This is a genomic window from Mesorhizobium sp. M7A.F.Ca.MR.362.00.0.0, from assembly GCF_004023175.1.
Classification (GTDB): domain Bacteria; phylum Pseudomonadota; class Alphaproteobacteria; order Rhizobiales; family Rhizobiaceae; genus Mesorhizobium.
Window position 1 is genome coordinate 1 of record NZ_RZTF01000185.1, and the last position, 12,055, is coordinate 12,055.

The following is a 12,055-nucleotide window of genomic DNA, read 5'->3' on the forward strand; positions in this document are numbered from 1 at the left end:
CCGTTCTTCTTCAGCCGGGCGGCGACGACATCGGGCGCATGGTCATAGGGGCCGATATATTCGACGCCCTTGAACCCCGCGCGGGCGGCGGCATCGAAACGGTCGAGGAACTCATGCTCGCCAAAGAGCATCGACAGATTGGCTGAAAAACGCGGCATTCTTTTTCTCCTAATCCAACATCACGATCGCTGTCGGGGCATCCTCGTGGCTTTCGGCAAGCTCCTCGAATTCGGTGATCTTGTCGATCTCGATGCCCATCGAGATGTTGGTGACGCGTTCGAGGATGAATTCGAGCACGACCGGAACCCGGTGCTCTTTCATCAGCCGCTGCGCCTCCTTGAAAGCTCCGGCGAATTCTTCCGGCTTGCGCACCCTGACCGCCTTGCAGCCCATCGCCTCGGCGACGGCAACGTGATCGACGCCGTAGCCGGCCTCGGGATCGCCTGACCGGTTGATGTTCTCGAAGGCGAGGTCGACCTCGAAGTCCATCGAAAAGCCGCGCTGCGCCTGGCGGATCAGGCCGAGATAGGCGTTGTTCACGACAACATGCAGATAGGGCAATTTGTGCTGTGCGCCGACCGCCAGTTCCTCGATCATGAACTGGAAATCATAGTCGCCCGACAGCGCCACGATGGTGCGGTCCGGGTCGGCGGCGCGAACGCCAAGGGCTGCCGGCAAGGTCCAGCCGAGCGGGCCGGCCTGGCCACAATTAATCCAGTTGCGCGGCTTGTAGACATGCAGGAACTGCGCGCCGGCGATCTGCGACAGGCCGATCGTGGTGACATAGGTGACGTCGCGGCCGAACGCCTTGTTCATCTCCTCATAGACACGCTGCGGCTTCAGCGGCACCTGGTCGAAATGCGTCTTGCGCTTCATCGCCTTCTTGCGGGCCTGGCATTCCTTCGCCCAGCCGGACCAGTCGCGCAGTCTGCCTGATGTCTTCCATTCGGTGGCGACGTCGAGCAGCATCTTCAGCGCCGCGCCCGCATCCGAAACGACACCGAGATCCGGCGCGAAGACACGGCCGATCTGCGTTGGCTCGATGTCGACATGGATGAATTTTTTGCCCTTGGTGTAGACATCCACGGAGCCGGTGTGGCGGTTGGCCCAGCGGTTGCCGATGCCGAAGACGAAGTCGGCTTCCAGCATCGTCGCATTGCCATAGCGGTGCGAGGTCTGCAGCCCGCACATGCCGGCCATCAGCCGGTGGTCGTCGGGGATCGCGCCCCAGCCCATCAAGGTCGGGATGACCGGCACGCCCGAAATCTCGGCGAATTCGATCAGCAGGTCCGACGCATCGGCGTTTATGATGCCGCCGCCGGCGACGATCAGCGGCTTTTCGGCCGCGTTGAGCATGGTCAACGCCTTTTCGGCCTGGGCGCGCGTCATGGCCGGCTTGAACGGCGTCAGCGGCTCATAGGCATCGATGTCGAATTCGATTTCGGCCAGTTGCACGTCGACCGGCAGGTCGATCAGCACCGGGCCGGGCCGCGACGAGCGCATCAGGTGAAATGCCTTCTGCAGCGCCATGGGAACGAGATAGGGCTCCATGACGGTGACCGCCCATTTGGCGACGGGCGCCGCAATGGCTGATATGTCGACGGCCTGGAAATCCTCCTTGTTCAGCCGCGCCCGCGGCGCCTGCCCGGTGATGCACAGGATCGGAATGGAATCCGCGGCAGCCGAATAGAGCCCGGTGATCATGTCGGTGCCGGCCGGACCCGAGGTGCCGATGCACAGGCCGATATTGCCTGCCTTGGCGCGGGTAAAACCTTCCGCCATGTGCGAGGCGCCCTCGACGTGACGGGCTAGCACGTGGCGGATCGTTCCCCTGGTCTTCAGCGCCGAATAGAACGGATTGATCGCCGCGCCCGGCACGCCGAAAGCGCAGGAAATGCCTTCCTTTTCGAGAACGAGAACCGCGGCATCGACAGCGCGCATCCTGGCCATTTCCAGCCCTCCACGGGGTTTGTCATTGTTGGATTGGCCAAGGATGTCAGCACGCCGGATATTTTTCAATTTTTTCAGAATATTTTTTCATTTTTAGAAAACAGCATCAGACTTCTGATTTTATTTGGTTTTCCGTTTTCCAAGAACTCGGGTAGCGATCATAGTGAAAAACTTTTTCATTGCGAATTTGGCGAAAAGACCGAGAATGGCGTCATGGAAACCACCGAAAAACGCCAGCGCGGCCGGCCGCGCGCTTTCAACGGGCCCTCGGAGGCCAGTTCGGTGCAGTCGCTCGACAGGGCACTGCGCATCCTGGCCATTGTCGCGGAAGGCAGCGGCCTGTCGCTGAGCGAGATATCGGCACAAAGCGGCCTTGCCGCCTCCACCGCCTACCGCATGCTGACGACGCTGCAAAACCACGGCATGGTCGAATTCGACACATCAGACCAACTGTGGTCGATCGGCGTCGAGACCTACCGCATGGGCGCGGCCTTCCTGCGCCGCCGCAAGCTGGTCGACCGCGCGCGTGTCGTCATGCAAGAGCTGATGGAAAGAACCGGCGAGACCGCCAATCTCGGCGTCGCCGAGGACGATTGCGTGGTCTTCGTCAGCCAGGTCGAGACGCATCAGGCGATCCGCGCCTTCTTCCGTCCGGGCACACGCAGTCCCTTCCATGCGTCCGGCATCGGCAAGGCGGTGCTGGCCCATCTCGAGCCGGAGCGCGTCGGAACCATCCTGCGCAAGGCAGGCCTGCAGCGCTTCACCGACAGGACACTTTCAGACATTTCGGCGCTTGCCCACGATCTGGCGCGGATCAAGCTGCGCGGCTGGTCGGTCGACGACGAGGAGCGGCACCCCGGCATGCGCTGCGTGGCAGCCGCCATCTTCAACGAATTCGGCGAGCCGATCGGCGGCGTTTCGGTGTCGGGACCAACGGTGCGGGTGACGCCGGAGCGGTTGGCCGAGATCGGCCCGCTGGTGCGCGATGCCGCCGCCGAGGTGACCAGGATGATCGGCGGCGTGCGAGCCAGCTGATCAGCCCGTCCCGGGCAGCGCGCTCCTGGTCGCGATATCAAAGAAATCGAGAAGGATGGCCATGCCGACGCCGCAGGCGGTGAATATCAGGCCGGCCATGAAGATGCGGTTGGCACGTTCATAGATGCGCCGCTGCAGGCATTTCGTGTCGAGCAGCAGCGAGAGCGCCCGCATCTGCAAGGCAATGCCGGCCAGGATCGGCAGGACGGCGACAAGATGGTAGGTCTGCCACGGGATCGGGTTGGCGGCCCAATGCGTGATGAAGCCCAGCGAAAACGCCAGCAGGATGCCGACGGCGGTGACGGTGCCGTTGCGGAAAACCGTTTCGACCAGGTCTTCTCTGGGGTCCTGCTCGTCCAAAGGTCTCTCCCCGCGTTTCGCGGTCAGAATAGACGCTCGGCAAATCTCTGTACACCGCCCGGTCTGCCGCCCAGGCCAATCCTTTCTGCGCTGTATCGGCCGGTGGAGCACGCACCGCTACCATCCAGACAGCAGAAGAGGGGCTCGCATGGGCCCCTCTGTTGCTGAAACGGTCCTCCCCTCTAAAGACGGCAGTAGTGGCGGTATCCGTCGCGGCCGAGATAGGTATCGGAGTCCGCGTCGTAGCTGGCGTAACGATCGTAGCAGCGGCGGACATGCCACGAGCCGCCGCCTTCGTCGACATAGACGGTGCGCGGCTGGGCGAGCAGGCTGCCGAGGACAAAGCCGCCGACGCCGGCGGCAATGCCGATACCGAGACCGTGATTGTGGTGATGGCTGTGAGCGGCCGAAGGCTGCACGGTGCCGGCCAGCGTGGCGGCGGCGACGGCGGTGGCGATAAGGCCGGAAACGAGTGTGTTCTTGAACATGACGATCTCCTTGCTTCGTTGACCGAGGCGATCCATCCGCCTCTTGATCATCTGTCGTTGCAGCCAGGAAAAAGGTTCGAATCTTTTGTCGATCTTCTGGGATCCGGGAAATCGGATGGATCGAGGCCATGCTGACGGCGACCTTGCGAGAGCTTGGCGAAGACGTTGATGCGGCTGATCTCCCCCCTTGCGGTCCCCTTGCGGGGAGATGCCCGGCAGGGCAGAGGGGGTGCTGTCCCGCCAGCTTGTCAACCAATCAGGGCGAGGCAACCGCACGGACAAAATAGAGAAAGTTCATGGGGAAGCCGGTGATCTGTCACACCCCCTCTGTCCTGCCGGACATCTCCCCGCAAAGGGTCCGCAAGGGGGGAGATCGGCAGCTTTGCCGCCCCCACTTCACAAAGTGATCGCCGAACGCAAAAAGGGCGGCCGAAAGCCGCCCTTTTGGGGAATTGGGTCCCTCCATCAAAGGAAAATGATCACCCTGCCGTGCCTGTGGTGATGGTTGTGGTGGTGGTTGTAGTGCTTCCACCAGAACTTCTTGAAGTGCTTCTTGTGATGTTTGTGGTTGTGGTGGTGATGATGGCCGTGCATGCCGTGGGCTGACGACGTGCCGACAGTGCCGGCGAGCGCGCCGGTGGCGACGAAGATGGCGACGAGGCCTGAGGTAAGAGTGCGCTTGAACATGATGATCTCCTGGATCTTTTGATCGAGGCGACCCATTCGCCTCTAACCATCAGTCGGCGCGGCGCGGCAAAAGGTTCGATAGGTCGAAGAGATTTTTTGTGGGGCCTTTGGCCCGAGCGAATAGTGAATAGCGAATAGCGAGTAGGAAAAGGCAGGAACGCCACTTACCAATCGCTACGTTGCCGTTGCCTATTCGCTATTCGCTACTCACTATTCGCTCTCTCTCACCCCATCCCCGTGACATGGCGCAGCCAGAACGCCAGCGCGATGAAGCCGATTATGGTGGTGACGCCGGTCCAGTCGACATTGGCCTTCTTCACATCGCTGATGATCTTCACCAGCAGCATCCAGGCCACGAAGATGATCGGGAGAATGATGACTAATCTGATCATGCCACACCCCTGCGCAAAGCGATTGCACCTCCCCTAGATGTAGGAAGCGATCTAGCGCTTTTCAGGATGCCCTAGTCGACGGGCCATGTGGCATGCCGGGGAAAAACGGAGTTTTGTCTTTACTGGCGCAACAAATATGCTAACCGGAGCGCCGTGCCCTTGTAGCTCAGCTGGTAGAGCAGCGGTTTTGTAAACCGAAGGTCGGCGGTTCGATTCCGTCCGGGGGCACCAGATAACTATTTTCAATTCCTTGATTGATGAACGTGAAGTTCCGTCCATCGCTTAGTCCACCTTAAAATTTTGGCTTACCAGCCGGAATACCCGCCCCTTAGGTTCCGGACCATTTTAGACAAATTGAATGTTTGATAGCCGTGACGAGGCTGTCCGGACGCGGGGGGAACAAAAACCCCGGCACGAAGGCCGGGGTTAAGTGGACCGGAAATGCCGGTCAGAACTTGTAGCTAACACCGAGATTTATGTCATGGCTCGTGAGATCGAGATCCCCTGCGGTTGGTAGAAGCAGCAGGAAACCATCTGAGTTGCCGAAATCGCTGTAGCGATACTCGGCCCTGAAAATCAGATTATCGGTAAAGGCATATTCAGTACCCAAACCAGCTGTCCAGCCGACCGAGGTATCACTGTAGGATCTGATCTCTGCGCCGTTGAAAAGACTAGCCGCGTCGAAGTCGGCAAAAGCCAAACCGCCGGTCACGTAAGGGAGCCACCGGTCCATTGCATAGCCGGCGCGAAGCCTCGCCGAACCAGTCCAGTTGTATTCGACCTGCGAGGAAAATCCAGGAAAGGCGAATGCGCCGGCAAATGTCTCTCCGGTGCCATCGCCATCTCGGTAGTCGACGTCAAACTCAACACCCAGAACAATATTGTTGCCGAACTGATGCTGGGCGCCGGCGTGCACGCCGACCAGAAACCCGTCAAGATCAGCCTCCGAGGTATGGTTCAATCCGCCGGAAAGAACGTTAATGTCGCTGTCTGCCCAACCGTAACCACCGTGGACACCGGCGTAGAATCCGCTCCAGGTGAATGCATTCACCTCGACAGCTGCAGGGACTTCTTCCACAACCGCATCGGCAGCATTAGCGCCTGCGGTCAGTGCAAGGATAGAAACCAACGTCGCGAGATAAAATTTCAAAGCGCACCCCCAGTGCTTGAGCAGACTCTTGGGTAGTTACCGCACCGACATCCGGCTAGTGTAAAAATACCACACAGCTACCTTGCCGTGCGACAGTAACCGGGACGGAAACTGCGGCTCCAAGGCGCGTAGCGACGCAATTTTGAACGATACCACAAATCCAAATAAAGCCCGCCGCTCCATTCACGGCAGTGGCGGGCAGAAGTCGCTTGAATATTGCGGCGGCGGATGCACGCTCGAACACCCGCTTCAGACGCACGATTTCCGCGTCGGCATCGCGATGAAGTTCCAACTGTTCAGCCCATCGCTGATGGTTGACGCCCTCCGCAGGAATGGCAAGACCAAGGTCCAGCTTGCGAACGGTCTTGCGCGGGCGCAATGTCGCCACGAACCCGACGGCTAGGGGCCTGGATCGCAAATAGTTCGCGGCTCAGGCCCTTCGTCCGTTCCGGACCATGCTATGGGCTCTTCTGCCGGGGGCTCCGGCCCTTGTTGTGCCGGCCCGGTCAAATTCCACCGGATGAACGTAGCATCCTTCCCGGTGACTTCCCGCACCGCCCTTAACAGCACCTCATGCAAGACGCGCGTCTGTCTGTAGTGGTCGCAATGCGGCGATATGAACGGCTTGATGATGCTCAGGTGCAGCGCTTCCGCCGCCACGAGAAAGCGCTCGATTTCAGCCTGCGATAATCGCTTTGAAGGTTTTGACCGAGCCATTGCGACACCTTTTAAGAGTCGCCCCACCAGAGGATAATATTCCTATATTCCCCACGGCATGTAAAGCACGGTCCACGCCCCAACGCGCCGCCGCGATTCGATCCCACGTGCGCGCCCTTGCGTACCAAACCGTACGTTGAATCCTTCTTGGGTCACGCGTGAGAAGAGAGTAAATAGATCCTTTCGCAGGAAGGGAGGCCGCGATGGTTGAAACGCATATAGAAGTCGCACGCGCGGCTATAGAAACCAGCTTTCGGTTGCGGCACCATTCCCTGGCCGGAACTGCCTCATTCCGCCACGGCATGGACCACTCCCGACGCGCAATCGAGGCCTCGCGCGAACTGCTCAAGCGCCTTCGCCAACGTCACCGCGATGACCTGGCCCGAGGTTGGGAAGATCCGGACCCAGGTCCTGTTGCCGTCTCGGCCTTCGATGCCGACATTCTCCGCTCTGCATTTCGAAACCTGGTCCGGGAAACAGGCGTTCCTGAGTGTGAATGGTGCCACCTGGCTGAAAGCTTGGTCCGCGAATATGTCGGGTGCAAGCAGGTTGACGCAGGCTTGTTGGACTGGATTACCCATAAGTAGTCACCGCTTGGATAAATCGCGTACCGACGCAAAACAGCCCGTCCCGCCCACATTGCCGGTGACACGAAACGGGCTGCGGAAGCCGGCATGCGGCGCTTCCTGCAATCCAACTTTGGACGCGCACGGATGTTCCGTTAGCCTCTGCTGAAAAGCGGGTACATCCTGCTGCTGTGCCATTCGACAGCCGCAGGTAGAGTAGACCCGCCGCTCCATTTGCGAAGCGACGGGCTCTCGCCCACCCCATGCCTGTCAGAGCAATTTAGATGCCAAACTTTTTGACCCGTTATGGGGCACAGCCGTCGCCTTGCAGTCGGTCTACCCCGCCGTAGGAGGCACCGGCCCAGTAATGTGTTCCACCGGATGAACGCGACTTCATACCCGGTGACTTCCCGCACCGCCTTAACAGCACCTCATGCAGGAGGCGCATCTGCTGGTAGTGGTCGTGGAAACCAGCCAATTCACTCTTCGCTGTTCCTAGGGGAGCCCAAGCTTACGGCCGCCCTCTCCTCGCTCTACCTCGACGTTGGCAGCGATCACCAATTGTCGGATTCGTACGAAGCAGAGTTCTGTACGATTCCAACCCTTTAACTTTGCACACCCCTGTTTTGTAATTCGGCGGCTGGGGGACGCCGTGCATCAGGTCGCATTTCACTGTCAATCGCGCGCCAGAGGGCGTATCTTCTCTAAATCGTCTGCACGTGTTTACGGGCGCGGACGGCAGGGAGATTGGAAAGCTCTTGCCCCAAGCGGGATTGAGCTATGACCAATCCAAAGAACGCTTCCTATAAAAACCAATTGTTGCGTCGGCTTAACCCTGGTGACCTGGGGCTTTTGCAGCCACACCTTGAACTGTGTGACCTCGAGCTGAGAATGACGTTAGAGAAAGCCGATTCGGAGATCGAGACGGTTTACTTCCTGGAAGACGGCATTGCCTCCGTGGTCGCGGCGGCTTCAGGTAAGGAGGCCGAGGTAGGTCTTGTCGGCTTTGAGGGAATGACCGGTGCCGCGCTCGTGATGGGCGCTGACTATGCGGCGCATCAATGTTACATTCAGTCGCCCGGCAGCGCTTTAAGGATCGGAGCCGAGCCCTTCAAGGAGGCTCTTGCGAACAGCCCAACGTTGCGCCTGTTCCTGTTGCGCTATGTCCACTACTTCCACATCCAGACCAGCTATACGGCCCTGATCAACGCAAAATCAAACCTTGAAGAGCGGTTGGCGCGCTGGCTTCTAATGTGTGACGATCGGGTCCACGGCGAACGCCTTGCGATCACCCACGAGTTTCTCGCCGTCATGCTTGGAGCAAGACGCCCAGGGGTTACCGTTGGACTGCAAGTGCTGGAAGGGCGCGGTTTCATCTATTCTCGACGAGGCGAAGTGCATATCAGGGACCGCAGCGGCCTTGCGGCTTGCGCAAACGGCACCTACGGCAAACCGGAGGCCGAGTATGCGCGGCTGGTTGGATGAGAGCGCCTTCCCAGCATGCCGGACGTGGACCACTATAATAGGTGGTTCCAGACACTTGTGCCTCGCGCCAGCAAAACAGCCCGTCCCCATATTGCCGATACAGGAAACGGGGTGCGGAAGCCGCGATGCGATGCTCCCGCAATCCAACTTTGGACGCGCATGGATGTTGCGTTAGCTTCCGCTGACATGCTGCAGTCAGCTACCGCGACACCGAAAGTCGTTCATATCCCGTGGGTCAGTACAAGGTAAATAGCGGGCACTAACATCAACCAGCCGCCCATTCCTAGAACCACCAAAATGGCCATGCGCTCCGTTCGCCTGACAAGGTCGGCAATGTTTTCCTCGTCCGGCAACGAGACGGCGTCCGCAAACCCCGCGGCATGGTCGTTGTCATTTCCCGGTTGGTTTGCGCTGCCACTCGCATTCAATCTCTGGACCAATGTCATTGTTACCGTTCACCAAAAAGATCCCAACCGGCCCGTTCTCGGCGCGTGAGCCGGAACGGGCCAAGGCGGAAAACTAGTTAAAATCGAAGGACGACCGAAGGACCACGCCGGCGGTAGCACCGGACGCGACGGCGACCATGCCGCCAGTAACTGCGGCAAACCCGTCTCCAGCCTCGCCGGCGGCGGCGGTGAGGACGGTGGTGCCAGTCCCGATGGTAGACCTGCTGCACTTCTGCCTGTGAATCTTCGTCAAAGGCCTCTGTTTGTGGCGTCTCAAGTTCGTCGAGGATGCCGTGTCCGGCTCCTGGAACACCCGCCATTGCCTCGATTGGGCGGACAGCGCTTGCAAGGGCCGCTGCCCCGGCAACACCAAACATTGCGGTCAAGAAGGATCGCCGATCCATAATAAACCTCCCAAGGTGCATGAGCTAGAAAGCGCTCGCTGCCGAATGAGCAGCCCAGCGCACGGTGAAATACAGGACCCGCCAGCCGCCGAAAGCGGCTCACGGGTCCTATCAGCGCAGGAAGGGACGTAGCCGCGCCGATCCACGTCATGTCAGCCAAGGACCATCCCCATCACCAGGAAAGTGATGGCTGTTGCCAAAATCGGTGCGAGCAACCATCGCGCCTGACCGACACTTTTTTCCACTGTTTCTCTCCGCGTTTGCAGAGACAACAACCTTCAGGCCTAAGCCGTTCCGCCTACTCCCAGCGGGTAAGACCATTGCGTTTCCCAATCAGACTTTGGTCCTACGGAGATTCCGACAGAAGCCCGTATGAGGAACGTTTGGCCTGGCGACGTGTTCGGGTAGTTCGCGCGCAGCCGATCGTGCTGCCGCCACATTAAAAGAGGAGGAAAACAATGGGGATGCACCTAAGCAGCGCCGCTGCGGCGCTCTTGCTGCTGGCCAGCGTCGGCGCGGTTGCGGCACAGGATGTGGTTATCACACAGGAACAGGACACCGTCGTGCGCGAATACGTGAAGAAGCAACCCTTGGCTTCTGTGAAGCTTCCGGGGGTGGAGCTGAACGTCGGCACGGCTCTGCCAGACACGGTCGAGCTCCACGAGGTCCCCAACGTCAAATACCGCTATACTGTGGTCGACAACCGAACGGTTCTGGTGGACCCGAGCACACGCAAGATTGTGAAAGTCTACGACTGAAACTTCAAACCGGCCACGCCCGCCGGCAGGGATGGCGGCGGGTTGTGCTCGTCAAATCGCCAGTGAATCGGACAATGAAAATGATGAGCCCTGAAGTCGAGACGTCGCAAGCCCTCGTGGCGCGCCTGGCTGATCTCCAGGCGAAAGCGCGGGCAGCACCTATAAACGAAGTCGAAATGAAGACCTTCCAAAAGCTCGCAGCCGTCACGGACGACAGTTGCGGTCAATCGGCTCGGGATTTGGCCATTCCAGGTTCGATGACGACATAGTGGTGCACGAGGTCACACCCTGATCGCCGCCGCCAAAATCCAGTTCTGCCTGCGGATCGCCGCGCGCAGCTCCGGGTATCTTCGCCGCGTCGCGCTTCACGAACTCGATGAACATCATGTCATTGAAGATCAGTTCGTCGAGCCCCGATGCTCCAAAATATCCCAAATTGGGCTGCCTTCTATGACGCGCTCGCAACCTGGGCGGATGCCCCAATCCTGGTGAACGTGTTCCGCACCCTGACAGACTTGTAGACGTAGGCGACCCAGAGCCCTGTCACCACAAACGAGACTATGGGGGCCACCAGCGCATCGCCTGCGAGCACCAGGCTCACCGGAACGCCCAGAACTGAGGCAACCCAGATCGTGTCCAGGATAAACACGACGGGAATCGCCAGCCACTGGAGCAGAAACACTTGCGGAAAGCGGCGGCTACGCCGCAGCATCGAAACGAGCACAACCAGCTGAAGCGCCAGAAACGCCAGATTAAGGGCAACCTCGCCATACACCGCCAGCGGCCCATTTGAGAGGGTCATGAGTTGCTGGTAGCCGTCGGTCGAATTGGCGAAGTCGGCAAGCGTCCGCAATGGTGACACTGCCTGACCGATAGCCAGCAGCATCAGCCAGCCGCCGAAGCCCACAAGAGCCTCAGGATTCTGTGACGGCTTCGCGGCTGATCGAACGGCAAGGAAAACAGGCACGCCGATCAACAGCAGCAAGATCGCCCAATGCCAGACTGAAAACGTCCCCATTTACCCCTCCCCCTATTTATGCCCTCCTAGGTTGTACCAGATTTCAAACGCAACTCAAGAGGCGACCCGCGTCTGAAACCAGGTCTATGCGGAAGCGACGCTTTCTCCTGCCTGCTCCTGACGTCTCACACCACAATCGCCGCCACCAATATCCTATTCTGCCTCCGTATCGCCGCGCGCAGTTCCGGTATCTTGGCCGCGTCACGCTTCACGAATTCGATGAACATCATGTTCATGTTGTTGAAGATCAGTTCGCCGAGCGCTGCACCGTCGATGTCCTGGCGCACCAGGCCAATCTCCTGCAGCCGGGCGATCAGGGCGCGGATCTGTTCGGTCAGGGCGCGGTCGAGTGCGGTGTAGGCCTGGCCGAACGGGCTGTCGGGCAGTTGCGTCGAGATCGCCATCGCTTGCCGCCACATCTCCTTGCTGAGATAGTGCAGCGAGTGCTCGATATAGATGCCGACCAGCGTGTCCAGCGCGTCGCCGACATTGGCCGGCGGCTTGGCGACGACGCCTTGCCCGGCATTCAGCACCTCGTTGACCTCCAGCGAGACGATGGCGCCGAGGATGTCGCCCTTGTTCTCGTAGTAGTTGTAGAT

14 protein-coding genes, 1 tRNA gene and 2 pseudogenes are annotated in these 12,055 nt (G+C 59.5%); 6 read left to right on the forward strand and 11 right to left on the reverse strand.

All coding sequences use genetic code 11. The features are described 5' to 3' along the window. Both EOC06_RS43045 and gcl read right to left on the reverse strand, forming a co-directional pair. Window positions 1-158, reverse strand: a pseudogene (locus EOC06_RS43045) (hydroxypyruvate isomerase); the annotation flags it as partial. Between the two features lie 10 nt (window positions 159-168). Next, window positions 169-1,950, reverse strand: a complete 1,782-nt coding sequence (gene gcl, locus EOC06_RS21210) for a glyoxylate carboligase (protein ID WP_128308708.1) — start codon at window positions 1,948-1,950, stop codon at window positions 169-171. A gap of 213 nt (window positions 1,951-2,163) precedes the next feature. Here gcl and bhcR point away from each other — a divergent pair, with 213 nt between their 5' ends. Next, window positions 2,164-2,985, forward strand: a complete 822-nt coding sequence (bhcR, locus tag EOC06_RS21215) for an HTH-type transcriptional regulator BhcR (RefSeq protein ID WP_128308709.1) — start codon at window positions 2,164-2,166, stop codon at window positions 2,983-2,985. Here the strand turns inward: bhcR and EOC06_RS21220 are convergent, their stop codons facing one another. From EOC06_RS21220 to EOC06_RS21235, 4 genes are all read right to left on the reverse strand, one after another. Then, complete coding sequence (locus EOC06_RS21220) at window positions 2,986-3,345, reverse strand: hypothetical protein (protein WP_127268085.1); 360 nt, start codon at window positions 3,343-3,345, stop codon at window positions 2,986-2,988. A 182-nt stretch (window positions 3,346-3,527) separates the two neighbouring features. After that, entirely contained in the window at window positions 3,528-3,833 is a 306-nt protein-coding gene (locus tag EOC06_RS21225; RefSeq protein WP_127268086.1) for a BA14K family protein, read from the reverse strand. A gap of 465 nt (window positions 3,834-4,298) precedes the next feature. Next, entirely contained in the window at window positions 4,299-4,520 is a 222-nt protein-coding gene (locus EOC06_RS21230) for a hypothetical protein (protein ID WP_127330740.1), read from the reverse strand. Window positions 4,521-4,744: 224 nt separating this feature from the next. Then, window positions 4,745-4,912 (reverse strand): hypothetical protein, encoded by a 168-nt coding sequence (locus tag EOC06_RS21235; RefSeq protein ID WP_127268088.1) that lies wholly within the window; start codon window positions 4,910-4,912, stop codon window positions 4,745-4,747. Between the two features lie 155 nt (window positions 4,913-5,067). Here EOC06_RS21235 and EOC06_RS21240 point away from each other — a divergent pair. Beyond that, window positions 5,068-5,143: transfer RNA gene (locus EOC06_RS21240), tRNA-Thr, on the forward strand. 217 nt (window positions 5,144-5,360) lie between these two features. Here EOC06_RS21240 and EOC06_RS21245 read toward each other — a convergent pair. After that, the gene (locus EOC06_RS21245) at window positions 5,361-6,062 is read right to left on the reverse strand and encodes an outer membrane protein (RefSeq protein ID WP_164762727.1); all 702 of its coding nucleotides are present in this window, start codon (window positions 6,060-6,062) and stop codon (window positions 5,361-5,363) included. 142 nt (window positions 6,063-6,204) lie between these two features. On the opposite strand from EOC06_RS21245, the gene EOC06_RS21250 reads away from it, so the two are divergent. Then, window positions 6,205-6,465, forward strand: a complete 261-nt coding sequence (locus EOC06_RS21250; protein ID WP_128308710.1) for a hypothetical protein — start codon at window positions 6,205-6,207, stop codon at window positions 6,463-6,465. Window positions 6,466-6,560: 95 nt separating this feature from the next. Here the strand turns inward: EOC06_RS21250 and EOC06_RS43050 are convergent. Next, window positions 6,561-6,779, reverse strand: a pseudogene (locus tag EOC06_RS43050) (hypothetical protein); the annotation flags it as partial. A 203-nt stretch (window positions 6,780-6,982) separates the two neighbouring features. Between EOC06_RS43050 and EOC06_RS21260 the strand changes: the two are divergent. The 3 genes from EOC06_RS21260 to EOC06_RS21280 all read left to right on the forward strand — a co-directional run bounded on the left by EOC06_RS21260 (window position 6,983) and on the right by EOC06_RS21280 (window position 10,438). Beyond that, window positions 6,983-7,366: a hypothetical protein gene (locus EOC06_RS21260; RefSeq protein ID WP_128308711.1), complete on the forward strand. Its 384-nt coding sequence runs from the start codon at window positions 6,983-6,985 to the stop codon at window positions 7,364-7,366. Window positions 7,367-8,125: 759 nt separating this feature from the next. Further along, the gene (locus EOC06_RS21265; RefSeq protein ID WP_128308712.1) at window positions 8,126-8,830 is read left to right on the forward strand and encodes a Crp/Fnr family transcriptional regulator; all 705 of its coding nucleotides are present in this window, start codon (window positions 8,126-8,128) and stop codon (window positions 8,828-8,830) included. A 1,308-nt stretch (window positions 8,831-10,138) separates the two neighbouring features. Beyond that, window positions 10,139-10,438, forward strand: a complete 300-nt coding sequence (locus EOC06_RS21280) for a DUF1236 domain-containing protein (protein WP_127330750.1) — start codon at window positions 10,139-10,141, stop codon at window positions 10,436-10,438. A gap of 204 nt (window positions 10,439-10,642) precedes the next feature. Here the strand turns inward: EOC06_RS21280 and EOC06_RS40260 are convergent, their stop codons facing one another. The 3 genes from EOC06_RS40260 to EOC06_RS21300 all read right to left on the reverse strand — a co-directional run. After that, a complete protein-coding gene (locus EOC06_RS40260) occupies window positions 10,643-10,825 on the reverse strand; it encodes a hypothetical protein (protein WP_164898676.1) in 183 nt (60 codons plus the stop codon). A 61-nt stretch (window positions 10,826-10,886) separates the two neighbouring features. Further along, the gene (locus EOC06_RS21295; protein WP_128308713.1) at window positions 10,887-11,456 is read right to left on the reverse strand and encodes a DUF2569 family protein; all 570 of its coding nucleotides are present in this window, start codon (window positions 11,454-11,456) and stop codon (window positions 10,887-10,889) included. Between the two features lie 125 nt (window positions 11,457-11,581). Further along, window positions 11,582-12,055, reverse strand: a 474-nt coding sequence (locus EOC06_RS21300) for a TetR/AcrR family transcriptional regulator (protein WP_128308714.1), incomplete at its 5' end; no start/stop codon positions are given.

What these genes read in the sequence shown, in the direction of transcription:
- gcl (WP_128308708.1), bottom strand. Translation starts at nt 1,950, where the DNA reads ATGGCCAGGATGCGCGCTGTCGATGCCGCGGTTCTCGTTCTCGAAAAG.
- bhcR (WP_128308709.1), top strand. Translation starts at nt 2,164, where the DNA reads ATGGAAACCACCGAAAAACGCCAGCGCGGCCGGCCGCGCGCTTTCAAC.
- EOC06_RS21225 (WP_127268086.1), bottom strand. Translation starts at nt 3,833, where the DNA reads ATGTTCAAGAACACACTCGTTTCCGGCCTTATCGCCACCGCCGTCGCC.
- EOC06_RS21230 (WP_127330740.1), bottom strand. Translation starts at nt 4,520, where the DNA reads ATGTTCAAGCGCACTCTTACCTCAGGCCTCGTCGCCATCTTCGTCGCC.
- EOC06_RS21235 (WP_127268088.1), bottom strand. Translation starts at nt 4,912, where the DNA reads ATGATCAGATTAGTCATCATTCTCCCGATCATCTTCGTGGCCTGGATG.
- EOC06_RS21260 (WP_128308711.1), top strand. Translation starts at nt 6,983, where the DNA reads ATGGTTGAAACGCATATAGAAGTCGCACGCGCGGCTATAGAAACCAGC.
- EOC06_RS21265 (WP_128308712.1), top strand. Translation starts at nt 8,126, where the DNA reads ATGACCAATCCAAAGAACGCTTCCTATAAAAACCAATTGTTGCGTCGG.
- EOC06_RS21280 (WP_127330750.1), top strand. Translation starts at nt 10,139, where the DNA reads ATGGGGATGCACCTAAGCAGCGCCGCTGCGGCGCTCTTGCTGCTGGCC.
- EOC06_RS40260 (WP_164898676.1), bottom strand. Translation starts at nt 10,825, where the DNA reads ATGATGTTCATCGAGTTCGTGAAGCGCGACGCGGCGAAGATACCCGGA.
- EOC06_RS21295 (WP_128308713.1), bottom strand. Translation starts at nt 11,456, where the DNA reads ATGGGGACGTTTTCAGTCTGGCATTGGGCGATCTTGCTGCTGTTGATC.